Below are 22,471 nucleotides of genomic sequence, written 5' to 3'. Positions count from 1 at the left end.
CGACGACCTGCCGGAGCTGCACTCCTTCGTCACCGGGCTGAAAGGTCGAAGGGCACGTCAACCGCGTCAAGATGCTCAAGCGGCAGATGTACGGCCAGGTCAACCCCGACCTCCTGCGCAAGCGTGTCCTCCTCGCCCGATGAAGGCGGGTCAACGCACGGCATCTGTGCCAGAGCCCGTTTTCGAGCGTCGTTGACAAAAAACGTTCCAGGTCCCCCGGGCCAGGCGTACTTCGCGGTCCGGACGCGAGGTGCTTGCCGAGTGCTGACAAGGATGAGGCCTTTATCCAGGCCTCGCGTAGCTTTCATCCGTTCACCCACAAAGTTTGCTTCCAGTGAACCTATCTTTCGCTAGGGCTGGAGGTTAGTGTCTGCATTCAAGACCCGGACACCTGCGACATATAGCCCCATCCCCCCAGTTCACGCCGCCCCCCCCGCATCTCACAGCGAGGTGAACCTTTGTCCGTGCTGCCCTCGTCTCGTCCGAGCGCTCAACGAGGCCTGATCACGCTGGACCTCGCCGGCACGCTGACCACCCTTTCGGGCTTCGCCTCTCCCGCCCGTGCGGTCGTCCCCGCCCCAAACGGGGCCGTGCCCCACGTGTCCACAGCGACCGGACCAAGGAGGATCGATTGAGAGTGCGACGGCAAAGGTCACGTCACGGGCTGAGTCGCAAGAGTAGAGGTGTCGCGGGCCTGATACTGGGTGCGCTTCTCTCGGTCTCGTTCGCAGCGACGCCCTCGCACGCTGCCGAGGAGAAGCTCAACGAGGGTCTGGTGCACCATTTCGCCCTCAACGAGACCAGTGGGACGACACTGGTCAACTCGGGTAGCGCGGGATCGGCGGCGAACGCCAGGCTCGTGAATCCGGAGAAGGCGACCTTGACCGGCGATGGAGTCAGGTTCAACCCCGACTCCTACGAGAGCGCCCTCGACGGTGCGTACGTGGCGCTGCCGAACAACATCACCGCCGGCATGTCGAACCTCACCGTCGACTATGACGTGTGGATCGACCCGGCGAACGTCGGCGAGCACCAGATGTGGGGCTTCGGCGCGAAGTCCGGCTCGTGCGACCTCGACACCGGCGCTCGGGGCTCCATCTTCGCGTCGAACACCCAGCGGTTCCGCATCGCGGTGGGTCCGGCGAACCTCCAACAGACCCGGGTCCGCATGCCCGAGGGAGCGTGGACGCACGTCACCTACACCCAGTCACTGAACGCGAACGGTACGAGCTGGACCGGCAGGCTTTACCTCGACGGCGTGCTGCACGCGACGTCAACGAACCTGACCACGCCGCCGTCGGTGAACGCTGCGGGGACCAACTGCAACTTCCTCGCTCGCTCGCAGACGTCCGGCCACTACTCATTTCGCGGAACGATCCGGGACTTCCGGGTCTACGACCGGGCAGTGAGCCTCGACGAGACACTCGCCCTGGCGAAAAGGACCGTCTCCAATGGCGTTCACGCCGACGCCGACGCCATCGACCTCGGCCTGACCAGTGCGATCGTACGCGACATCGTTCTGCCCAAGGTGGGCTCCGTGGCGGGCTCAACCATCACGTGGACGAGTTCGGACCCGTCGGTCGTCGAGGTCTACACCCCGCCGGCCCTCCCCAGCGCACGCAAGGTTGCGGTGACCGGCAAGATCACCCGACCCGCGCAGGGGCAGCCCGACGCTACAGCCACGCTCACGGCGACTGTCCGCAAGGGCGCCCAAGAAGTCACCACACGGGAGATCCCCATTGTGGTGAAGGCCGAGTTCGACGCCGCGCAGGCGGTCGACCGTGACACGTTCGACCTGACCCTGCACGCCACCGACGACGTACGCGGAAACATCAACCTCCCTGCCACCGGCGAGTTCGGATCCACGATCACCTGGAAGTCGACCACCGACCTCGTCACCCCGACGGGTAAGGTGACCCGCCCGGCCTTCGGCCGTGCGGATGTCGACGCCGTCCTGACGGCGACCATCACCAAGGGTTCGGCCTCGAAGACGAAGTCGTTCCCGGTGACCATCACCGCCATGCCCCGTTCCGAGGAGTACGAGCGGTACTTCATGGGGTACTTCAAGGGCGAGGGGATCGCCGACGGCGAGCAGATCATGTTCGCAACGTCCAACGGAAACACCGCTCTGGACTGGACCGGTCTGACCGGAGGCCGGCCGTCGCTCATCTCCCAGCTGGGCGACCAGGGCCTTCGTGACCCGCACATCGTCCGCTCACCCGACGGCGACACGTTCTACATGATCGCCACCGACCTGAACTGGTACGACCAGGGCGGATACGCCATCAACGACACCCAGTACATCGAGGTGTTCGAGTCGCACGACCTCGTGCATTGGACTCCTCAGCGACACGTGAAAGTCGCGCCCGACAACGCGGGCAACGCCTTCGCACCCGAATCGCTGTGGGTCGAGAAGATCGGCGCCTACGCCGTCTTCTGGGCACAGTCGCTGTGGAACGACCCCGTGAACCGCACCGGTCAAGGGAACGCGCAGATGTGGTACACCACGACGCGCGACTTCCAGACGTTCTCCGGCCCCAAGGTCTGGCAGAATCCGGCCCCTCTGTCGCGGATCGACACGACCGCGATCCGGGTCGGTGACTACTACTACCGCGTGACCAAGAACGAGGCCGGCAACCAGGGCTCGGACATCTTCTCGGAGAAGCACACCGACTTCCTGGACAGCAACATCGACAACTGGACGTTGGTTGCTCCGGCTCTGGGGCGCACAACGTGGGTCGCCAACCAGGGGTACGAGGGGCCGATCATCTTCAAGGCCAACCCTGGTGACACCTCCTGCCCCGGTCAGTTCTACCTCTGGGGTGACCGGTACACGAACGGTGGTGGATACCAGGCCGCGTGCCACGACAACATCGAGGCTCCCACCTGGAACGCCAAGGCGATCGCGATGACCAACGCGGGCGTCGCCCGTCCGCGTCACGGCACCGTGATCCCGATCACCCTCCGCGAGTGGAACAACATCCGCGGGATCCCGAACAGCGACGTCACGACTACCACTGAGGTGGCTGTCGAGCCGTACGCGAGCGCGGCCCAGACAACCACGGCCACCGCCACAGTCAAGGCAGCTGATGAGTTCGAGACCGGCGGTCAGGTGCGGTTCAGCATCGGCTCGTGGTCGAAGCTCGCCTACCTGAAGGACGGCGCGGCCACGGTCACGCTGCCGACGGGTCTGCCTGCGGGTACCCGGACGGTCAAGGCCGAGTACCTCGGCTTCGACTACCTGGAGGCGTCGGAAGGTACGGCGTCGTTCGAGGTGCCCTACGGCCCGGACGCCGTCAAGGTCCATGCGAAAACCGCGCCGGCGTCGGTTGTCCGCGGGGACACGTTCAAGCTGGACGTGACTGTTGGGCCAGCGGGCGGGCAGAAGCAGAACGCTCCGACCCCGACCGGCGAGGTCACCGTCACCTTCGGCGGCACCGTGCAGGTCGTGCCACTGGCGGACGGCGAGGCCGTCGTCACACTGCAGACTGCCGATCTGCAGCCCGGGGCGTACACGGTCCACGTTGCCTACTCCGGCAACCCGACCTACCAGCCCCACGCCGCCGACTACCAGAAGTTAACGGTGCGGTAGCCGGCAGGTGGCGGGCCGGCGAGCTCATCCTCGTCCGGCCCGCCACGAGCGGCCTGGGCGGGTCGGGCCTGTATACCTTCGAGCCAGGCGCGGGCCCGGTCGTCGCCCTCGATCTGGCGCAGCGCCTCGACGGCGCCCTGCCTACGCGGAGTCGGCAGCCATCCTCGAGGACTTGACCGCCTATGGCCGGCCGCTCACGGCGGCCGCCGCAGAGCTGGCGTCCGCGCTGTTCCAGAACTTCGGTGCCGCCGAAGCCCTCCAGATCTGGCCCGACGGCACGGTCAACCCAGGCACCTGGGGCCGGCAGCGCCAGTGCCCTGTCGCGCACTCTGTCGTGGAGTTTCTCGCCGCTGATGGGTATGACGAAGGTCAGGCGCGGCGGCCGTAGGTGCGCGGATCCACGGGCTGCTCCGACTTGGGAAGCCCGCCGACCACGAGACGGTAGGAGTCGATCACGAGCTCCTTCATCAGCTTCTCGTCGATGGTGCCCCCGCCTTCCACCGTGATCCAGTGCCTCTTGTTCATGTGATAGCCGGGGGTAATGTCTGCGTACTGCTCACGCAGGGCTGCGGCGTCGTCCGGATCAGCTTTCAGGATCACGACCGGGCGCCCTGGCATGTCGGTCATGAGCATGAAGACCTTGCCGCGCACCTTGTAGAGGTGCCAGTCGGGGCCGAAACGATGCTCCAAGTCGGCGCCGGGCAGTCCCACAGTGCAGTCGCCCGCGATCTTCTGCAGCTCCTGTCCGTCCAACGTGATCAACTCCTCTATCGATCCGAGTGCCCTGACCGCCCGGCCAAGGACCAAGGTGGCGTCTTCCGCATGGCCGCCACGAACGGCGGCCCATGACCCGCCAGTCGGACTGCGGCCATCCGCTCCCTACGGGCGTACGCGGATGACTGTCTTCCCGCTGCGTCGCGTGGTCGGGTTAAGGGCACTAATGGCATCATCGAAGCTCGCGACGTCACCGATGTTTGTCCGCAGCCGTCCGTCCCGCACCCGCTGCACGATCTCACCCAGTTCGGCACGATCGGCCTCGACAACGAAATCCACCGCCAGGCCGTCAGTGGGCCGCGCCTCGACCGGGCCGACGATGGACACCAGCGTTCCTCCGGCCTTGATCAGGGCAGCGGACCGCTTCTGAACGTCGCCGCCGATGACATCGAAGACCAGATCGACGCCCCCGACGTCTTTCAGCGCGTCGTTCTCGAGGTCGACGAACTCATGCGCGCCGAAGTCGAGTGCCTTCTCACGGTCGGCGGCGCGTCCGGTGCCGATGACGTAAGCGCCGGCCTCACGTGCGAGCTGGGTCACCATCGTCCCGACTGCCCCGGCTGCGCCATGGGCGAGGACGGTCTGGCCAGCCTGAAGGCGGCCGTGCTGGAACAGCCCCTGCCACGCGGTCAGACCTGAGATTGGCAGGGACGCGCCTACCGTGAAGTCGACGTCGCCGGGCAGCGGTGCGAGGTTGCGTGCTTCGATCGCCACGTACTCCGCAAGGGTGCCGTCGCGGTGCCAGTCGGCGAGGCCGAACACCCGCTGCCCGACCGACAGCCCCGTCGTGCCGTAGCCGAGGGCCGTGACCACTCCGGCCAGTTCGTGGCCGGGGATCGATGGTGTCCTGTCGCGGCCGGCGCGATCGGTCCAGGTCGATGGCCACTCCATCTCAGTCGGGACGAAGCCCGATGCATGAATCTGAACGATGACGTCGTTGATCGCTGCGGGCGGCTCAGGCCGCTCCGTCAGCGTCATCCCGGCCGTTCCCGCGGCCTGGTCGGTCACCACAATGGCTTTCATTGAGATTGTCCCCTTCCTCGTTTGTGTTGTGGTTTTGGTTTCCGGGTGGGTGTTTAGATGAAGGTGAACAGCTGGTCGGCGTCGAATCGCGAGATCGGGTTGGTGTACACCCTCTCCGGGTCGGGGTAGCCGAGGGCCAGCAGCACCGTCGTGCTGTGTCCGGTCTCGCGGATCTTGAACGCCTTGTCGACACTGGTCGGGTCGAACCCTTCCAGCGGCGTGGCCTCGACGCCGAGCTCAGCGGCCGCCATCATGGTCAGGCCCACCGCCATGTAGGTCTGTTTCTCCATCCAGTGGTTCAGGTCCTTGTAGCCGTAGTTGCGCAGGTTGAGGAAGTCTCGAGTCATTGATTCCCACAGCTCCTGCTTTGACGGGTCAGGGAACCGGCCGTCGGCCCTCTCCTTCGCGAACACCGCCTCGAGGTGGCTGTCAGGCACATCTGCCCGGGTGGTGAGGATGATGGTGTGCGACGCGTTCAGGATTTTCTCGCCGTTGTCCTGGAATCGTTCGCCCAGGTTGTTGGCGAGCCGCTCTTTGCCTTCGGGCGTGGCGAGGACGTAGAAGTGGTTGGGCTGCACGTTCACCGATGACGGCGTGGAGCGCAGGAACCTCAGCAGCTGCTGAAGGGTTTCCTCCGGAATGGTCTTGCTGGGGTCGAAATACCTGGTGAGGTGCTTGTTCATGAGCTTGTCAAGATTCATGTCGATCTGCCTTCTTCTTGCAATAAGTGGGTGAGGAGCGGTGGTTTAGCGCGGTTTGAGCTAGTTCGTGCCGTGGGCAAGTAGGTCGCTGATGCGCTCGAAGCTGATTCCTGTCGTCACGGCGGTGAGGTCACCCGCGACGAGAGCCTTGGCAGCCCGTTCGAGTGCCTCCATTGCGTGGGTGTAGAGCGCTGGACCCACGCTGATGCGCTTGACCCCGGCCTTTCTGTAGTTCTGCGACGGTCAGTACCTTGTCCGCCGGCGAGATGAGGACGTTGACCGGTGTCGGCGCGACGGCGGTGACGATCGCGACGAGTGCGTCGAGGTCGGGTGGGCAAGGGGCGTAGAGCACATCCGCGCCGACCTCGGCGAAGGCCGTCAGACGCCGGATGGTGTCGTCGAGATCGGGCCGCCCCTGGATGAAGTTGTCGGTGCGGCCGGTGACGACGATGCGTCCCTTGGCCGCGTTGACGGCACTACGCATGCGGTTGACAGCATCGTCGAAGTCGCGGATCGGTTGATCGGGATTGCCCGAGGTGTCTTCGATCCCGATACCGGCCAGGCCAGACGCCACGGCGGCTTCCACGGTCGCAGCGACGTCTTCAGGCGTGTCGCCGTAGCCGTCCTCGAAGTCTCCGTTGACGGGCAGCCCGGTGAGCCGACCGAACAGCCGCGCATGCTCGAGGTGCTCGCCACGGGTGACTTCGTGACGCCCGTCGGACCGGCCGAGCGTGGCAGCGAGCGCCGATGACGATGTCGCGATCGCCTCGAAGCCGACATCGGCCAGCATCAGCGCCGAGAGGCCGTCCCATGCGTTCGGCATGACGAGGCCACCGTCGCGGGTGTGCAGTGCCATGAATCTCTCATAGGGTTCGGAGACCGGCATACCGGACCTTTCCCGAATGATCGGTGGAGACAGTGACGGGTCGAGCGGCTAGGTACGCCGCCTCGACGAGGACGCCGACGCTCATCCCGGCGTACCGACCGAGCTGACGGCGGGGATGTCGATGTCGGTCCGGTTGACGTTGTTGATGAAGTTGGTCAGCAGGACCTCCACCGCCACCCTGACGATCGCCAGGATCTGCGGACCCAGCACCTCGCACAGCCGCCAGATCGGCATCGCTCACCTGACCGCGGCTCTCCACACCTGCTGAGCGAAACGAGCGACCGCGGCGCGCTTGGGATCGATCGAGCTCCCGGCCCGGGCCAAGTCGATGTCATCGCTCGACATGCCACCGGGTTCGGACGATACGTACGTGTGCATCGCCAGGCGGTAATCGCAACCGTTTGCTTGCGACACGGCGAGCGCGATGGTGTGCCGCGTCTTCGCGTCCAGAACCCGGCTCAAGGTGCCCTGCAGTGTCATGCCGACGTCGAGGACTGTCGGGTTCGACGCGAGAGTCCCGAACATGTTCGGGACGAAGCCGAACTGTGCGCCGACGTTGTCGAGGATGCCTTCCACCCCGTCGGGGACGTCGCCAGGAAAGGGAACGTTCAGTCGTGACATGGCGAATCAGCCTCCGGTGAGTGGTCGTCGTCAGCCCGGGTTGCGCTTGAGATTTTTGGGCTTGTCAGCCCATTTCTTGAGTGAACACCGCTCGAGACTGGGCTGTCAAGCCCAATCCAGGTATCGTCTGAAGCATGAAACCCACCACAGGAGCTCGGGAGCCCCACAAGCTCACCGACAAGGGACAGGCAACGCGGGCGCGCATCCTGGAGCACGCCGCGGAGCTCATCTACACCAAGGGGGTCCACGGGACGAACAACGAACAGCTCCGCCGCGCCGCCGGCGTCAGCGGATCGCAGCTCAACCACTACTTCCCGACGAAGGAGAGTCTCGTCTTGGCCGTGATCGCCTGGCAGGCCGAGCGCGTTCTCACGTTCCACCGCGGCGAGCGCTTCGCCTGCTTCGACAACCTCGACGCGTTTCGGGCGTGGGCGGATTTCTACGTCCGCTACGAGCGCGCCTATCAGGAAGGCTGCAGCCTCGGCTCCCTGGCGAGCGAGATCATCAAGACGGACCTTGACGTGCACGACGAGCTCGCAAGTGCGTTCGACCAGTGGAGGGACATCTTCCGCGATGGAATCGAGCGCATGCAGCGACTCGGCCGCATCAGCACTGAGGCAGATCCCACGCAGCTGGCCAATCTGCTCCTTGCCGCCTTCCAGGGCGGCATGCTCCTCGCCCAGGTCGCGCGGGACATCGCTCCACTGAAAGACGCGTTGCAGACAGCCATCGACTACGTGCAGACCTTCGCGACGTCTCTCGACGCCGGCGTACTCCAAGCTCGGTAGCCGCTTCCACATGTATGGGGTCAGCGGAGCTTGGCATTATGCGACGCTGCGGAGTACTCCGCCGGTAAACGATCGCGCCCCAACCCGAGTGCCAGACTCCTCTTCGTGGTGTCCGGGTCGTGGAGGTCGCGAATGGCGCCGGGCGCGAGGTGTCGGGCAGAGTCACCCGGACCTAGGTGACAGAAGGTATAAAACGAAGATCATCGAAGAGCCGCGAGGCGCGCCCAACCGCAACCCAAACGGCCTCAGGAAGTGGCAAGACACCCCCAAACCGCACCGGCAAGGGCAAGGTGGCCGTCCAGTACCACACCGCCCGCTTCCGGCTCGTGCCCGCGCTCGCCAAGTCGCTCACTGTGGCGACCCCGGCCGTCCGCAAGCCGGGCACGGCCTGGATCGAGCTGCCCCGCCCGGCCACGGCGGGCGCCGAACCGGCGGGGCACGTACGCATCGGGTACGCCCGCGCCTCCACCGTCCGCCAGTCCCTGGACACCCAGCTCTACGCACTCCGGGCCGCCGGCGTCACCCGCGTCTTCTCCGAGAAGATCTCCACCCGCGCCACCACCCACCCCGAACTCGACAAGGCCGTCGCCCTGGCCCGCGAGCTCCGATCGGCAGGCGTCGCGGTCACGCTCGTGGTGCACGAGCACAAACGGCTCGGCCGCGGCCTCGAACTGGCCGCCCTGGCCGAGTAGCTGCGCGCATCCGGCATCGGCCTGGAGTTCCTTACCGGCGAGCTGCAGGGCTCCCACGACCCCTCCGGCGTGCTGTTCACCGTGCTCGCCGCCCTCTCAGGGATGGAGCGCGAGTACATCCGCGACCGCACCCTGGAAGGCCACGAATCCGCCCGCAGCCGAGGCAAGACCATCGGCGGCGCCGCCGTCACCGACGACGCCATGCTGTCCATGGCCCTGCACCTGCGCGAGCAGAACCTCAGCCTGCGCGACATCGCCGCCCGGCTCGTCATCACCAAGGGCAAGAAGAAGGGCCGGCACCCGTCCCCGGCCACCGTGCTGCGGATGCTGCGCGAACACGACGCCAACGCGGCAGCGGCGCCTGCCCCGGGCTGAACCGCCCCCACGCGCTGCAGCGCCGGGCCGAGCGTGCCGCAGGGCATGATCGTCCCTTCCGCGGCCAGTTGCACCGCGCTCATCGACCACCTCCAGATCGACCTGCGTGTGGTCGATCTGCACCTGCTGCAGTCAGTTCTCCTTGGGGGTACGGCTCGTGGCTAGGTCGGCAAACGGCAACGGGCAATCGGGGCAGGTGCAGTGGGTCAGGCTGTCGCAGCCGGCACGGCGGGGCAAGCTCCCCGCCGTACCACCGGCACCGGCCCGGACGGTGGGCTCACGGTCAGATCGACTGGCCGAGTTGGAGTGCTCCGCTGGGCTGTGCCGAGTCGTGAGAGGTGATGCCGTCCATGACCTTCGCGACTACGCCCGCCGTCCCGGCTGGGCCCTCTCCTCTTCCGCCCGACCGTCCCTGCCGTTGCGTGGCGGAGAGGGGGCTGTTGCGGCCCTGGGAAGCGGACGATGCCCCGTCCTGCAACGCGCCCTCCAAGACCCGTCCATGCAACGCTGGCATACGCACCACGTCACTTCTCGGGAGAAAGCCGAGGAGTGGCTCACCGCCTCCCACCAGTCCTGGCAGCTAGTGCGTTGTCCACTGAGGTTCACCGCTTTGGCGAGACGCCGCTCGGGCTCCTGCGGCTGACCTGGGAGTGCTTCGACCCTCGATCCTGTCAGTACGTTGGGATCGAGGAGGTGGGGATCGGTGGCCGAGCCCGTCAAAGCGCGCCGGTTGACCGACCATGAAGGCCTACGGCTAACGCAGCTGGTCAGACGCTGTCGCGCCAACCGGGTCCGGCCCTGCAGGGCGACGATCTTCTCCTGGCTTCCTCGTCAGGGACGCCGGTGTCGGCGATCGCCCGGCTGCTTGCCACGGACGAGGACACCGTGCGCGATGTGGTCCACGCCTTCAACGAGAAGGGCCTGGCCGCCCTGGGCCCTCAGTGGGCGGGAGGCCGTCCCCGCCTGATCAGTGACGACGACATCGCGTTCATCGTCACGACGGCCTTGATCTAGAGGTCGATGACGACCTTGCCGTGCACGTGCCGGCCGGCCTGGAGCTCGGCCGCGCGGCGGATCTGCTCGACCGGGAAGCTCGCCGCGATAGGCACCCGGAGTCGGCCCGCCGCGACCAGGCGGGCGACCTCTTCCAGGGCGCCGGGGGCGGCGTTCGCGCCGTTGGCCGTCGGCACGCCGTCGACTTGCGCGGCGATGGTGCAGATGCGGCCGTCCGGGACGCCGAGTTCCCTTGCGGCGTGCACTGTCTCCGTCCCGTGCAGGTCGATGGCGGCGGTGACACCGCCGGGAGCGAGGGCTCGGACCCGGTCGGCCAGGCCGTCGCCGTAGGCGACCGGCTCGGCTCCGAGATCGCGCAGGAAATCGGATGATGTCGCCGATCCCGTCCCGATCACGCGCGCTCCTGCGATCCGGGCCAGCTGGACAGCGAACACCCCGACCCCGCCCGCCGCGCCGCCGATCAGCACTGTGTCGTCCGGGCCGGGGTCGGCCACGGCGAGGGCGGCGGATGCCGTGCGGCCGGCGATCGTGAGGGTGGCGGCGGTGCGGTCGTCGACGCCGTCGGGAGTGTGATGGGCCTCGTTCGCCGCGATCCCCCCGGCCGGGTCGATCACCACGAAGTCGGCGACCGCGCGGGATAGGGCGCCCCCGAACACCCGGTCGCCGGGCGCGAAGCCGGTCACCCCGTCACCGACCTGGTCGACCAGTCCCGCGTAGTCGGTCCCGAACCCGGCCGGGAGGCTCAAGCCGAACCGGGCGGCGGTGTCCGCGTCGGCGGTCATGATCCAGTCCATCGGGTTCAGACCGGCCGCGGTGACCCGCACGCGGATCTGTCCCGGGCCGGCCTGCGGGGCGGGAACCTCACGGATGTCCAGGACTTCGGGGCCGCCGAATGAATCGAGCCGGACCGCCCTGCTCCTGCCCGCCGGCGGATGATCGCTTTGTTCCTGCATGTACGCCTGTCTCCTTGGGGGCCGAGGGAACGCCTTGAAACGGACTATGCTCCGTTTCAATGGATGACCCTAACACAACCGGAGCGTGATCCGTTTGACTGAGGCAGAGATGCGCGCGCCACGGGCGGACGCAACCCGTAACCGCGACCAGTTGCTCGCGGTGGCGACCCGCGTGTTCGCGTCGGCTGACGCCGAGCCGTCGATGCGTGCGATCGCCCGCGAGGCCGGAGTCGGCATCGCCACGCTCTACCGGCACTTCCCGACCCGCGAGTCGCTGGTCGATGCTGTCTACCGGGGCCAGGTCGTGCGGCTGACGACCGGCGCCCGCGAGCTGCTCGGCCAGCTGCCCCCGGCTGCGGCGATGCGGCGCTGGATGGACTTGTTCGGGGACTGGATCGCGACCAAGAACGGCATGCTCGACACGCTGCTTGCGATGATCGAGTCCGGCGAGATCGCCCATGCACAAACCCGGAGCGAGCTACTGGCGGCCATCACCACGATTCTCGACGCCGGTCGCGCGGCGGGCGACCTCCGCTCCGACGTCACCGCCGAAGACATCGCCGCCTCCCTCATCGGCATCTTCACCGTGGCCCCCCGGCGCGAGCATGAAGCCAAGGCCGGTCGCCTGCTGGATCTCCTGATGGACGGCCTCCGGGCCGCCGCCCGGCCGGCCTGAGCCCGGATCGAGGCGGCTATAAACAGCGTTGCGTTGATCGTCTGAATCTAAGTCGGCTTTTTTCGCCAGGGAACTCGACCCTCGCCCGCCGAGATGAACGCCTTCATCGACGCCCACCGGGACCGGTTCGGTGTCGATTCGATCTGCCGGGTCCTGCAGGCGGCCCCGTCGACCTACTACGCCTCCCGCGCCGCCGTCGGCCCGCGCCGTCCGCGATGAGCAGCTCAAGGTCCGATACCCAGGGTGGGGCGGGGGACTCGTCGTCATGTGAACGGCCCGTCACTATCTCTGCTCCGGAGTCAGGACGTGTCGGGTCCGGTCCCCGATCCAGGCCGCTTCGAGGATCGCGGTCAGGCTGGCGGTGTCGGTCGGGCCTGGATGGTTCTGGATCAAGCGGGTGACGCCACTGGCCATCTCCGCGAAGCGCGGGAGGTCGGCGCGTGCCACGCCGATGTCCGCCAAGGTGGGAGGGATGCCGATGTCGGCAAGGAGCCCGTCGAGCCAGGTGAGGAACGTATCTGCGGCCTCGGCATCCGAGGCATCGGTCACGTCGAGCCCGCACACCCCGGCGAGGATGGCCAACCGGTCGCCGATGGCATCCCTGGCCGCGTCCAGCGCGTAGGGCAGCAGCAGCCCGACGCCCAGGCCGTGCGGCGTGTGGGTGGCTGCACCGATGGGGTACTGGAGGGCGTGCGGAGCCGCGTTGCCTGCGTGGGAAAATGCGAGCCCGGCTAGCATGGACCCATAGGACATGTCCGCGCGCGCGTCCTTGTCGCCTCCGTCCCTGACGACACGGGGCAAGCTGCGGGCGATCCGCTCCGCGGCCAGGAGCGCGTAGTGATCGGTGATCGGGTTGCGGCCGAGGAAGACCTGCTCCACCGGGTCGCGCGGTCCGTGGGCCCGGGGTCGCGCGGTGTAGCTCTCCACCGCGTGACAAAACGCGTCGATGCCGGAGTGGGCAGTGACGGTCGCAGGGCAGGTGTAGGTGAGCTCAGGGTCGACGATGGCGAAGTCGGGCACGATGTGGACGCTGGAGACCCCCACCTTCAGCTCGCGGTCCGGGTCGGTCAACACCGAGACGGGCGTGAGCTCGGAGCCGGTGCCTGACGTCGTCGGGACCGCGACGAGAGGAATCGTCGGCCCCGGCACCTTCGACTCGCCGTAGTAGTCGCGCGGCGTCCCACCGTGGCGCCGGATGACGCCGACGATTTTGGCGAGGTCGATCACCGTGCCACCCCCGATGGCGAGGATTACGTCGGCGTCCACCTCTGCGGCGACCGAGACGGCCAGGGCGACATCGGCGAGTGGCACGTCCGGAGTCGCGTCGGCAAACACCCCGACGACTGCGACCTTCTCCCGAACGGCGGCCACGATCTCGGCCACGCCCGGCTGCCCCAGAAGAACCCGGTCGGTCACGATGAGGACTCGCGAGCCACACTCGGCCACCACTCGTGGGATGTTCTGCGCGACCCCTTCGCCCACTATCAGCTGGCGTGGTCCGCGGACGGTCTCAAGCATGTCAGTGCCTCTCTGGAACGTCGGCGGTGATTTGCTGGGCGGACGTCCAGGTCACCTGCGAGACCGGGACGGCGTCGGCAAGGTTGGCTGCCGGGTGGCGCGGGCGCGCGCCGGGCTCCCAGACTCGGTCGTGCCCGGGCGCCCTCGGGTCCATCGCGATGAAGACGTCGCCCTTGGTGGGCGGGTCAGTCGGGTCGAGGGTCCCGCGGACATCGTCGCCAAGGGCGGTACGAGTCAAGGTCGCGACCAGCACCTCGATCATGAGCCTGAGGGCGTAGCCTCTGGGACCGCCGAAAGGGCTGATCGCCCCATCCATCGCCGTGGCCGCGTCTGTGGCGCGCACACCGGCGGAGTCGACGGCGTCCCCGGGTGCCGGCGGATTCGTGCCGACCATGGCCCGGGTCCCGCCCCACGGGTGGAGGCCGGTCAGGTCATGTGTGCACAGGGCGCGGTGATCCTCGGCGGGCACCCGGAGCAGCAGGCCGGTCACGGTAGGTCGATCGCCGCGTAGGTGACGTCGAGGTACTCAAGGACGCCCTCGTGCGACCCCTCCTTGCCGATCCCGGACTGCTTCACGCCTCCGAACGGAGCTGACGGGTCCGAGATCAGACCACGGTTGATGCCGACCATCCCCGTCTCCAGCCCCTCGGCGAACCGGAGCGCCCGCTGGAGGTCACGGGTGAAGACGTATCCGGCCAGGCCGTGCTCGGTGTCGTTGGCCTTCGTGATCACCTCGTCGTCGGACGTGAACGAGATGATCGGCGCCACCGGGCCGAAGATCTCCTCCTGCAGTATCCGCGCGTCTTCGGGCACGTCGACGAGGACCGTAGGCGGGTAGAAGTGGCCCGGCCCATCCGGACGCTCGCCGCCCACCAAGACACGGGCGCCGCGATCGACCGCGTCGGCGACGAGCTCGTCGATCTTGGTGACCGAGGCCTCGTCGATCAACGCGCCGACGTCCACGCCGTCGTCGAGACCATGGCCCACCGAGAGCGCGCCCATCCGCTTGACGAAGCGCGCCGTGAACTCCTCGCGCACCGGCTCCTCGACGTAGATTCGGTTGGCCGCGATGCAGGACTCCCCGATGTTGCGCATCTTGGCCACCATGGCACCGTCGAGCGCGACGTCCAGGTCCGCGTCGGCACACACGATCAAGGCCGCGTTGCCGCCCAGTTCCATTGAGGTGCGCAGCACGTTGTCCGCCGCCTGTCGTAGCAGCACGCGCCCGACCTCGGTCGACCCGGTGAACGAAAGCTTGCGGGTCCGGCGGTCGGCCAGCAGTGCTGAGACCACCTTGCCGGCACGCTTGGTTGTCACGACGTTGACGACGCCCGGGGGAACGCCGACCTCCTCCATGATGCGGGCCAGGAACAGCATGGTGAGCGGCGTCTGGGCTGCCGGCTTGGTGATCGTCGTGCAGCCCGCCGCCAGCGCAGGAGCGATCTTGCGGGCACCCATGGCCAACGGAAAGTTCCAGGGCGTCACGAAGACGCACGGTCCGACCGGCTTCGGCACGGTGAGGACGCGATATCCACCAGCGGGAGCGGTGTTGTAGCGCCCTTCGACGCGCACCGCCTCCTCGGCGAACCAACGGAAGAACTCGGCGCCGTAGGCCACCTCTCCCCGAGCCTCGGCGAGCGGCTTGCCCATCTCGAGCGTTATCAGCCGGGCGACCTCCTCGGATCGCTCGGTCAGTGCCCGGTACGTCGCGGTCAACAACTCTGACCGTTTTCGCGGCGGGGTCGCCGCCCACTCCGCCATCGCCTTGCTCGCCGCGTCCAGAGCGGCGAGCCCGTCAACGACGTCGGCGTCCGCCACCTCGGCGATGGTCTTGCCGGTGGCCGGGTCCTCGACGGCAAAAGTGGCTCCGCCGGCGGCGTCGCGCCAGGCGTCGCCGATCCGGAGCCGCCGGTGCTCGGGGGCCAGGACGTTCATCGGGTCACTCATTGCGTCGCCTCCTGTGATGTTCTTGGTGATGTCCGGCGTGACCTCGGCGATCGCGCCACGCGCGTTGACGAACGGGTCACACGAGCTGGTCGGGGTCGAGCTTGCCGAGCGGGTCGAACGTGACCTTGGCCCTGGCTGCAGGGCGACGCCCCGCGCCACCGATCCCCTTCTCGAGCCATGGCTGCTTCAGCGTCGTCAGGCCGTGCTCACCGGTGACGGTCCACCGAGGCTCGATTGCCACGCGCGGGCGCATGTTGACGTCGCCGCCCTGCGCGGTTACCTCCCGGCCTCGGACAGCGCCAGCCCGGTGCCCGCATCGAACAGGTGCGCACGGTCCAGGTTGACCGTGACATGCAGCCGCTCGCCCGGCGTACCGGTGACGGTGGGTCGTGCCTTGACCTTGAGGATCTCCGTCCCCACTCGGACGTCGACCACCGTTCGGTCACCGAGCGGCTCAAGCCCGTAGAGTTCCCCCGACAACGACGCGTCCCCACGCTGCTCGACCGACAGGTCCTCTGCGCGCACGCCCAGCAGCAGCGGACGACCGTCCTCAGCCGTGGTCCAGCGGGGCCGCGGCAGCGTCCAGCCTTCCCCGACCAGACGATCTCCCTCGGCGTGGCAGGCGAGCAGGCTGATCGGCGGGCTCCCGACGAAGCCTGCGACCCACTGGTTGGCTGGACGCTCGTACACCTCGGTCGGCGTTCCGACCTGTTGCACCTTCCCCTCCTTGAGGACCGCGACCTGGTCGGCCATGGACAGGGCCTCGACCTGGTCGTTGGTCACGTAGACGAAGGTTGCTCCGAGGCTCCGGTGGATGCGGGTGAGCTCGGTGCGCATCTCGACGCGGAGCTTGAGGTCGAGGTTCGTCAGCGGCTCGTCCATGAGAAACGCGCGCGGGCGACGGACCAGCGCCCGGGCCAGGGCGACACGCTGCATCTCACCGCCCGACATCTGCGCCGGACGACGCTGCAGCAGACGTTCGATGTGCAGCAGGCTCGACATCCGCTCGACGGCAGCGGCGATCTCGCTCGAAGAACAGCGGCGTGCCCGCAGCGGCGAAGCGATGTTCTCGTACGCCGTGAGTCGCGGGTAGAGGGCGTAGCTCTGGAAGACCATGGCCAGGTCGCGTGCGGCCGGGGCGTCACCGGTCGCGTCCCTCCCGTCCAGATGCACCGACCCGGCGTCAAGCTTCTCAAGGCCGGCGATCGCTCGCAGGGTCGTCGTCTTGCCTGCCCCGGAGGGCCCGAGCACGACGAAGAACGAGCCGTCCGGCACGTCCAGCGTCACCCCGTCCAGGGCCTGGACCTTACCGAAGGACTTGCACAGCCCGTGCACTGCCACGGTTCCCATCAGGCCACCAGCTCTTCCGTGCTCACGTCGTAGACCGGCGGGGGCCCGCCGGTGTGCCGCAGCCCGACCGGTGCGTCAGCGGCGAAACGGACAGTCGGTGGCATCCGAACCCGTACGTCGCGCTGGCCGCCGTGGTCAACCACGTAGATGATCTCGTCGCCCAGCCACTCCGCCGAGACCACGCGGGCCGGGACCGAACGTTCCGCCCCTGGTTCTGTGACCTCCAGCGCCTCCGGCCGGACGCCTGCGACCAGGCGACGGTCACGCGGTAGGCCTGGCGGTGGCGTGAGGACCAGCCCGCCCTGACTGCGCAGCTTCCCGTCGGCCACCTCCACCTCGATCAGGTTCATCGGCGGGGAGCCGATGAACGCGGCGCAGAAAAGACTCGCCGGACGGTCGTAGACTTCCAGCGGCGTGCCGATCTGCTCGACGCGGCCCTTGTTGAGGATGGCGATTCTGTGACCGAGCGACATCGCCTCGACTTGGTCGTGGGTGACGTAGACCATCGTCGTCCCCAGCTCCCCCTGCAGGTGCTTGATCTCCGTGCGCATGTCCGCCCTCAGCTCCGCGTCCAGATTGGTGAGAGGTTCGTCCATGAGGAATGCGCGCGGTCGTCGCACCAGGGCGCGAGCAAGCGCGACGCGCTGCTGCTCCCCGCCGGACAGCCGGTGCGGTCGCCGGTCCAGGAGCGGACCGAGCCGCATCAGCCGAGCGGCCTCGTCGACCCGCTCCCGCACCTCCGCCTTGGGCAGTCCCTCGGCCCGCAGTGGGAACGCCAGGTTGTCGCGGGTTCTCAGATGCGGGTAGAGAGCGTAGAACTGGAACACCATGGCGATGTCGCGCTCGGCGGGCGGCAGGTCGTTGACCAGCGTGTCGCCGATGCGGATGTCGCCCGTCGTCTGCCTCTCCAGGCCGGCTATGGCCCGCAGCGTGGTCGTCTTGCCGCAACCCGAAGGGCCGAGCATCACGAACAGCTCGCCGTCGCCGATGGACAGGTCCACGTGCTCAACTGCGACCGTCCCGTCCGGGTAGCGCTTGTGCAGGGCGGTCACCTCGATGCCCGCCATCAGCGTCGCACCGCCCCGAGCGTCACACCGGCGACGAGGTGCTTGCGCACCAGGTAGGCGAAGACGAGCACCGGTAGGGCGAACACTACGGAGGCGGCGGCCACGAGACCCCAGTCCACAGTGGTTCCACCGATGAGGCCGGCGATGGCGGGCGGGGCCGTCCGCACGCTGTCACTGGAGGTAAGGAAGATGGCGAACACGAACTCGTTCCACGAGAAGATGAGTGCGAAGACCGCCGTCGCGGCGATGCCGGGCAGGAGCAGGGGAAGGGTGAATTTCCAGAACGCCTGCAAGCGGGTGTAGCCGTCGAGCATGGCGGCATCCTCGTACTCCGCGGGCACCTCGTCGACGAACCCCTTCATCATCCAGATCGTGAACGGGACGTTGAACGCGGCGTAGATGAGGATCAGGCCGAGCTTGCTGTCGATGAGTCCGACCTGGCGGTACATGAGGAAGATCGGGATCACGACCACCACGGGCGGCATGAAGCGGGTGGACAGGATGAAGAACAGTTGGTCCTTCTTGGCCTTCACGGAGAAGCGTGAGTAGGCCCAGGCCGCCGGGACCCCCAGCACGGTGGCCAGCGCCGTGGAGACCCCGGCGACCACGACGGAGTTGAGGAACGAGACGGACAAGGCCGAGCGACCGCCGGAGGCGACGAACACGTCCTTGTAATGGTCCAAAGTGACCTTGAAGTCGAAGAACTTGGCCGGGATCGCGTAGACGTCCCGGTTCTCCTTGATGGATGTCTCGATCATCCACAGCGCCGGGAAGAGCATCACGACGGCCAGCACGGCCAGCAGCGCGACCTCCAGCACGGAGCGGCCCCGGCCGCCGAAACGACGCGCGGGGGGCGTGTGATCCCGGGCAGGACCCGTGGACACGGCCTCGTCGACGGAGACGGCCATCAGTCCTCCTTGAGCTTGTTCAAGTAGCGCAGGTAGAGCTGCGTAAGGACGATGACGACGAGGACCATGAGGATCCCGTACGCCGAGGCGGTTCCGGTGTTGAAGCCCAGGAACCCGACCTTGTAGACGTGGAACGACAACGTCTCGGTGGAGACCCCCGGACCTCCGTTGGTGAGGATGTAGACGAGGTCGAACAGCCGGAAGGCCTCGATGGCCCTGAACAACACGGCAATGAGGAGCAGCGGCCACACCAGCGGAAGAGTGATGGTGCGGAACCGGAACCACTCGGACGCCCGATCGATCGAGGCGGCCTCGTACAAGTACTTGGGAACCGCGGTAAGGCCCGCAAGTGCGATGAGCATGATGAACGGCGTCCATTGCCAGGTGTCGACCACGATCAGGGAAATCAGTGCCGTTCGCTGCCGGGTGAGCCACTCCACCTGCCCCAGGCCGAGCGAGCCGAGCATGCTGTTGATCACGCCGAATTGCGCGTCGAGCATGAATCGCCAGAACAGCCCGACCACGACCGGCGACAGCATCATCGGAACCAGGAACAGAGTGGTCAGCAGTCCTCGCCCGTGCGTGCGCCGTGAGATCAGGTAGGCGATGGCGAAACCGAGCACGGTCTGCAGGGCGACCGCGCCGACCACGTAGATCAACGTCGTCAAGGCCCTCAGGTGGACCTGCGCCGAAGCCAGGATGGCCGTGTAGTTCTCGAACCAGACGAAATGGGCCGGCCCCCCGCGGGTGGCCGAGTAGTCGGTGAAAGACAGGTACAACGCCCACAGCAACGGGAACACCGACATTGCGAGCAACAGCAGCAGCGCGGGGGAGATGAAGGCTGTGGCGAGCCCGCGGTCGCTCAAGCGGCGGGACCGACCCGGTGCAGGCGGCGTCGCGGACGCCACCTGCCCGGGGTGGTCGGTCGTCAGAGGGACGGGGTCACTCACAGTCCGCCGCCGCCCTTGCGGTTGCCGGAGTCGAGCACGCCCTGCTGCTGCTTGGCGATGTCGTCGAGCGCATCCTTCGGCTTTTTCGCGCCGTTGAGAGCCGCGTTCACGTTGGTGTTCTCAATGTCGACGAGGCGCGCATACTCGGGTACGTTCCACATGTCCCGCATCCGCGAGACCGAGTCGGCGTACACCTTGTTGAACGGCCCGGCATTGAGGAACTCGGGCGACTCCAGGGCGTCCGTACGCGATGGCACGCCACCGGCCGCGGCCCACTTCTTCTGGATGTCAGCCCGCTCGAACCACTTCATGAAGTTCAGGGCCTCCGCCTGGTTGGTCTTCGGGGAGTAGGCCGACACGTGCATCCCCATGCCGCCGAGAGGCACCAGGTTCGTCTTCTGGCTCGGCAGGGGGGCGAAACCCAGCTTCTCGAGAATCTGCTCCCGCGTGGTGCCGAGCGTCGACTGCTTCGGGTCGAGCAGGCCGCCGCTCGCGGCGATCCAGTTGAACGCGATGCATGCCTTGCCCTGGGCGACCGCCGCGTTCACCTCGTCGATGAACCAGTTGCCGGAGCCCTTGGCGGTCAGCGGCTTCATCTTGTTGACCAGGACGTCCATCGCCTCCTGGCCCGCAGCGTCGTTGAGGACGCCGTCGATCTTGCGCGTCTTGGGGTCCCAGAGGTTGCCGCCGTAGACGCCGTTGACCGTGTTGTAGGTTACGGCCGCGGCGTCGGAGCCGTTGGCCTGATGGAAAGCCAGCCCGCTGACGCCGGGGTGGTCCGCCTGGCACTTCTCGGCGACAGAGATCATCTCGTCCCACGTCTGCGGTGGCTTGTCGCCGATCAGGTCCTTGCGGTAGATCATCGTCCAGGTGTCGCCGAGCAGCGGCAGTCCGTACATGCTGGCGTTTTCGTCGCGCTTGCCGGTCTCCGCCTGGGGGTACTGGCCGTAGGCCGCCAGGAGGTACGGGTTGTAGGCCTTGACGTCGATGTTCTTCTTGACGAAGTCGGTGATATCGAGGATGTTGCCGTTCGTCACGGCCTCGCCGATGTGTTGCGAGTCCAGGATCGGGATGTCGAAGTCGGTCTTGTGCGCTGCGAACTGGGTGAACATCGCGTCGTGCCAGTTCGCGTTCGGCACGGTGTTGACCTTGATGGTCACGTTCGGCCGCTCCTTGGTGTACTCCGCGTTCGCGAAGTCTTCCAGCGCGTGGGCGGGGGGCCAGTCGAACCAGATGAAGCGGAGGGTCAGCGGGTCCTTGGTGAGCTCCGGGATGGTCGCCGGCGCCTTGGGGGCGCTCGCCTCCGTGCCGCCGCCGCAAGCCGCCATGGTCGTGGCCGCCAACATGGCCGCCGTCGCCAGCCGCACCTTTCGACCGGGAACGGACAGTCGTCCTATTCGCGTTGGATACCGCATCCTCTTGCCTGCTTTCTGGGTGGGGACTTCTGGAGCCTTGCTGCGTGCTTCGCCGAGCGGTTGGGGGGTTGTTCAGGCGTGTTGCCGGCTGTCGCAGGGGCTGACCCGCAGACCGGCGTCACGAGTACGCCGCGACGTAATGGGGCTTCAAGCAGTCGAGAAGTCCTTCGGTCCTTGCGCGGCCCGGCGGCGAACCGAGTAGGACGTCGAGCATGCTCATGGGAGCCCCAACTGATCGAAGCGGAGCGATGGCGGACGGTTCCGCGATGGATGGAGGATGGCTGGCATCCGCCACCTTTCCTATACGATCCGAGTGGGGGCGTCAACATCCCGCAGCGTTGCGACCGATGTCAACAGGTTCCCGAAGACGTAAGAAAGGACCTCATGTCAACGATGGACGACGAAGCGGTGATCGCGCGGCGCCGTGGGGCCATGACGGGCGGAACGCCGCCGGGAAGATCTCGCGGCCGGCTTGCCGACGAGGTGTACGACACGCTGCTCGGACAGCTGATGTCGCTACGGATCGAGCCTGGCTCCCGCGTCACGATCGACGCCCTGGCGCGAGAGCTGGGGGTCTCGCAGACGCCGATCCGAGACGCTCTCAACCGCATGGAGGCCGAGGGCCTGGTCGTGCGTGTGCCCCATGCCGGCTATCGCATTCCCCCCCAAATCACCCGTCAACGATTCGAGGACATGCTTGAGCTCCGCCTGCTCCTCGAGCCGGCAGCGGCGCGCAGATCCGCCGAACGCGCATCCCCGCAGCAGGTGGCCGGTCTGCGGCGAATGCTGGAGGAGATGGCGGAGCTGGAGGGGGGCAACGGGATCATGGCCTATGGCGCCTTCGGGCTGCGCGACGCCGCTTTTCACGATCTCGTCGCCCTGAGCGCGGAGAACCAGGTCATCCGCGAAGCGCTCGCTCGCCTGCACACGCACGTGCACCTGTTCCGGCTTCTCCACGACACCCAGGTCACTCACCTGGCCATGGCCGAGCACGAAGAAGTCGTGGCCGCGATCGCCGCGCGTGACCCCGACGCCGCCGCCTACGCCATGCGCCGGCACATCCTGCTGTCCGGCGAGCGGTTCCGGCGATTGTTCGACGAAGTCAAGGACGCGGACGAATAGCGGTAAAGGCTTGACGGGCGGGCCGGGCCGAGGAATGCTGACTCAATCGGATCGGATCCGATTGGATCCACCTCACCCGCCCCAGTTGCGAGGAGAAGC

At 67.2% G+C, this 22,471-nt stretch carries 23 protein-coding genes, 1 pseudogene and 1 other annotated feature; of the genes and pseudogenes, 8 read left to right on the top strand and 16 right to left on the bottom strand.

All coding sequences use genetic code 11. The features are described from left to right. Positions 1-775: 775 nt before the first annotated feature. Positions 776-3,592, top strand: coding sequence for an immunoglobulin-like domain-containing protein (locus IL992_RS33065; RefSeq protein ID WP_193207256.1), 2,817 nt, complete (start codon positions 776-778; stop codon positions 3,590-3,592). A gap of 172 nt (positions 3,593-3,764) precedes the next feature. Then, positions 3,765-3,980, top strand: a complete 216-nt coding sequence (locus IL992_RS33060; RefSeq protein ID WP_193207255.1) for a hypothetical protein — start codon at positions 3,765-3,767, stop codon at positions 3,978-3,980. Here IL992_RS33060 and IL992_RS33055 read toward each other — a convergent pair. From IL992_RS33055 to IL992_RS33035, 6 genes are all read right to left on the bottom strand, one after another. Further along, positions 3,962-4,345: an MmcQ/YjbR family DNA-binding protein gene (locus IL992_RS33055; RefSeq protein WP_193207254.1), complete on the bottom strand. Its 384-nt coding sequence runs from the start codon at positions 4,343-4,345 to the stop codon at positions 3,962-3,964. The genes IL992_RS33060 and IL992_RS33055 overlap by 19 nt on opposite strands. Positions 4,346-4,471: 126 nt before the next feature. Continuing rightward, complete coding sequence (locus IL992_RS33050) at positions 4,472-5,389, bottom strand: NADP-dependent oxidoreductase (RefSeq protein WP_193207253.1); 918 nt, start codon at positions 5,387-5,389, stop codon at positions 4,472-4,474. A gap of 53 nt (positions 5,390-5,442) precedes the next feature. After that, the gene (locus IL992_RS33045) at positions 5,443-6,090 is read right to left on the bottom strand and encodes a nitroreductase family protein (protein WP_193207252.1); all 648 of its coding nucleotides are present in this window, start codon (positions 6,088-6,090) and stop codon (positions 5,443-5,445) included. 130 nt (positions 6,091-6,220) lie between these two features. Next, complete coding sequence (locus IL992_RS33040; protein ID WP_226874203.1) at positions 6,221-6,946, bottom strand: isocitrate lyase/PEP mutase family protein; 726 nt, start codon at positions 6,944-6,946, stop codon at positions 6,221-6,223. Between the two features lie 111 nt (positions 6,947-7,057). Next, positions 7,058-7,210: a hypothetical protein gene (locus IL992_RS46785; RefSeq protein ID WP_226874202.1), complete on the bottom strand. Its 153-nt coding sequence runs from the start codon at positions 7,208-7,210 to the stop codon at positions 7,058-7,060. A 3-nt stretch (positions 7,211-7,213) separates the two neighbouring features. Next, on the bottom strand, positions 7,214-7,597 hold the full coding sequence (locus IL992_RS33035) for a carboxymuconolactone decarboxylase family protein (protein ID WP_226874201.1): 384 nt from the start codon (positions 7,595-7,597) through the stop codon (positions 7,214-7,216). Positions 7,598-7,731: 134 nt separating this feature from the next. Between IL992_RS33035 and IL992_RS33030 the strand changes: the two genes are divergently transcribed. The 3 genes and pseudogenes from IL992_RS33030 to IL992_RS48595 all read left to right on the top strand — a co-directional run bounded on the left by IL992_RS33030 (position 7,732) and on the right by IL992_RS48595 (position 10,466). Continuing rightward, on the top strand, positions 7,732-8,385 hold the full coding sequence (locus tag IL992_RS33030) for a TetR/AcrR family transcriptional regulator (RefSeq protein ID WP_193207251.1): 654 nt from the start codon (positions 7,732-7,734) through the stop codon (positions 8,383-8,385). Between the two features lie 176 nt (positions 8,386-8,561). Then, positions 8,562-9,452, top strand: a pseudogene (locus IL992_RS33025) (recombinase family protein). Positions 9,453-10,226: 774 nt separating this feature from the next. Then, a complete protein-coding gene (locus IL992_RS48595; protein ID WP_319018990.1) occupies positions 10,227-10,466 on the top strand; it encodes a helix-turn-helix domain-containing protein in 240 nt (79 codons plus the stop codon). Here IL992_RS48595 and IL992_RS33015 read toward each other — a convergent pair. Continuing rightward, positions 10,463-11,419 carry an NADP-dependent oxidoreductase gene (locus IL992_RS33015; RefSeq protein WP_193207250.1) on the bottom strand — a complete coding sequence of 319 codons (957 nt, stop codon included), beginning with the start codon at positions 11,417-11,419 and terminating at the stop codon, positions 10,463-10,465. The two genes, IL992_RS48595 and IL992_RS33015, sit on opposite strands and share 4 nt — an antisense overlap. A 109-nt stretch (positions 11,420-11,528) precedes the next feature. On the opposite strand from IL992_RS33015, the gene IL992_RS33010 reads away from it, so the two are divergent. Both IL992_RS33010 and IL992_RS47925 read left to right on the top strand, forming a co-directional pair. Beyond that, positions 11,529-12,095, top strand: coding sequence for a TetR/AcrR family transcriptional regulator (locus IL992_RS33010; protein WP_226874200.1), 567 nt, complete (start codon positions 11,529-11,531; stop codon positions 12,093-12,095). A gap of 54 nt (positions 12,096-12,149) precedes the next feature. Continuing rightward, positions 12,150-12,263 (top strand) — a sequence feature (AL1L pseudoknot). Beyond that, a complete protein-coding gene (locus IL992_RS47925; protein WP_264295149.1) occupies positions 12,189-12,314 on the top strand; it encodes a hypothetical protein in 126 nt (41 codons plus the stop codon). (Overlaps the previous feature by 75 nt.) A gap of 63 nt (positions 12,315-12,377) precedes the next feature. On the opposite strand, the gene IL992_RS33005 is transcribed toward IL992_RS47925, so the two are convergent. From IL992_RS33005 to IL992_RS32965, 9 genes are all read right to left on the bottom strand, one after another. Beyond that, positions 12,378-13,613: an iron-containing alcohol dehydrogenase gene (locus tag IL992_RS33005; protein WP_193207248.1), complete on the bottom strand. Its 1,236-nt coding sequence runs from the start codon at positions 13,611-13,613 to the stop codon at positions 12,378-12,380. A 1-nt stretch (position 13,614) separates the two neighbouring features. Then, positions 13,615-14,103, bottom strand: a complete 489-nt coding sequence (locus IL992_RS33000) for an Ldh family oxidoreductase (RefSeq protein WP_319018979.1) — start codon at positions 14,101-14,103, stop codon at positions 13,615-13,617. After that, entirely contained in the window at positions 14,100-15,560 is a 1,461-nt protein-coding gene (locus IL992_RS32995) for an NAD-dependent succinate-semialdehyde dehydrogenase (protein WP_193207343.1), read from the bottom strand. The genes IL992_RS33000 and IL992_RS32995 overlap by 4 nt, the downstream gene beginning before the upstream one ends. Positions 15,561-15,636: 76 nt before the next feature. Continuing rightward, the gene (locus tag IL992_RS32990) at positions 15,637-15,801 is read right to left on the bottom strand and encodes an FAD-linked oxidase C-terminal domain-containing protein (RefSeq protein WP_193207247.1); all 165 of its coding nucleotides are present in this window, start codon (positions 15,799-15,801) and stop codon (positions 15,637-15,639) included. Between the two features lie 35 nt (positions 15,802-15,836). Continuing rightward, complete coding sequence (locus tag IL992_RS32985; protein ID WP_193207246.1) at positions 15,837-16,910, bottom strand: ABC transporter ATP-binding protein; 1,074 nt, start codon at positions 16,908-16,910, stop codon at positions 15,837-15,839. Next, positions 16,910-17,977, bottom strand: a complete 1,068-nt coding sequence (locus IL992_RS32980) for an ABC transporter ATP-binding protein (RefSeq protein ID WP_193207245.1) — start codon at positions 17,975-17,977, stop codon at positions 16,910-16,912. The genes IL992_RS32985 and IL992_RS32980 overlap by 1 nt, the downstream gene beginning before the upstream one ends. Then, a complete protein-coding gene (locus IL992_RS32975) occupies positions 17,977-18,885 on the bottom strand; it encodes a carbohydrate ABC transporter permease (RefSeq protein ID WP_193207244.1) in 909 nt (302 codons plus the stop codon). Before IL992_RS32975 ends, IL992_RS32980 begins: the two co-directional genes overlap by 1 nt. Further along, positions 18,885-19,751 (bottom strand): carbohydrate ABC transporter permease, encoded by an 867-nt coding sequence (locus tag IL992_RS32970; RefSeq protein WP_226874198.1) that lies wholly within the window; start codon positions 19,749-19,751, stop codon positions 18,885-18,887. Before IL992_RS32970 ends, IL992_RS32975 begins: the two co-directional genes overlap by 1 nt. A gap of 80 nt (positions 19,752-19,831) precedes the next feature. Then, the gene (locus IL992_RS32965) at positions 19,832-21,202 is read right to left on the bottom strand and encodes an extracellular solute-binding protein (RefSeq protein WP_319018978.1); all 1,371 of its coding nucleotides are present in this window, start codon (positions 21,200-21,202) and stop codon (positions 19,832-19,834) included. Positions 21,203-21,643: 441 nt separating this feature from the next. Here IL992_RS32965 and IL992_RS32960 point away from each other — a divergent pair, with 441 nt between their 5' ends. Next, entirely contained in the window at positions 21,644-22,372 is a 729-nt protein-coding gene (locus IL992_RS32960) for a GntR family transcriptional regulator (protein WP_193207241.1), read from the top strand. Positions 22,373-22,471: the final 99 nt, after the last annotated feature.

The sequence above is a fragment of the Microbispora sitophila genome (assembly GCF_014892245.1).
Taxonomy (GTDB): Bacteria; Actinomycetota; Actinomycetes; order Streptosporangiales; family Streptosporangiaceae; genus Microbispora; species Microbispora siamensis.
Note: the sequence above shows the minus strand (reverse complement) of the source record. Positions and strands in the feature narration are given on the sequence as shown.

Bases quoted from the DNA above. Each gene is read 5' to 3' on its own strand.
- IL992_RS33050 (WP_193207253.1), bottom strand. From the start codon at position 5,389: ATGAAAGCCATTGTGGTGACCGACCAGGCCGCGGGAACGGCCGGGATG.
- IL992_RS33045 (WP_193207252.1), bottom strand. From the start codon at position 6,090: ATGAATCTTGACAAGCTCATGAACAAGCACCTCACCAGGTATTTCGAC.
- IL992_RS33040 (WP_226874203.1), bottom strand. From the start codon at position 6,946: ATGGCACTGCACACCCGCGACGGTGGCCTCGTCATGCCGAACGCATGG.
- IL992_RS46785 (WP_226874202.1), bottom strand. From the start codon at position 7,210: ATGCCGATCTGGCGGCTGTGCGAGGTGCTGGGTCCGCAGATCCTGGCG.
- IL992_RS33035 (WP_226874201.1), bottom strand. From the start codon at position 7,597: ATGTCACGACTGAACGTTCCCTTTCCTGGCGACGTCCCCGACGGGGTG.
- IL992_RS33030 (WP_193207251.1), top strand. From the start codon at position 7,732: ATGAAACCCACCACAGGAGCTCGGGAGCCCCACAAGCTCACCGACAAG.
- IL992_RS33015 (WP_193207250.1), bottom strand. From the start codon at position 11,419: ATGCAGGAACAAAGCGATCATCCGCCGGCGGGCAGGAGCAGGGCGGTC.
- IL992_RS33010 (WP_226874200.1), top strand. From the start codon at position 11,529: ATGCGCGCGCCACGGGCGGACGCAACCCGTAACCGCGACCAGTTGCTC.
- IL992_RS47925 (WP_264295149.1), top strand. From the start codon at position 12,189: ATGAACGCCTTCATCGACGCCCACCGGGACCGGTTCGGTGTCGATTCG.
- IL992_RS33005 (WP_193207248.1), bottom strand. From the start codon at position 13,613: ATGCTTGAGACCGTCCGCGGACCACGCCAGCTGATAGTGGGCGAAGGG.
- IL992_RS32995 (WP_193207343.1), bottom strand. From the start codon at position 15,560: ATGAGTGACCCGATGAACGTCCTGGCCCCCGAGCACCGGCGGCTCCGG.
- IL992_RS32985 (WP_193207246.1), bottom strand. From the start codon at position 16,910: ATGGGAACCGTGGCAGTGCACGGGCTGTGCAAGTCCTTCGGTAAGGTC.
- IL992_RS32980 (WP_193207245.1), bottom strand. From the start codon at position 17,977: ATGGCGGGCATCGAGGTGACCGCCCTGCACAAGCGCTACCCGGACGGG.
- IL992_RS32975 (WP_193207244.1), bottom strand. From the start codon at position 18,885: ATGGCCGTCTCCGTCGACGAGGCCGTGTCCACGGGTCCTGCCCGGGAT.
- IL992_RS32960 (WP_193207241.1), top strand. From the start codon at position 21,644: ATGGACGACGAAGCGGTGATCGCGCGGCGCCGTGGGGCCATGACGGGC.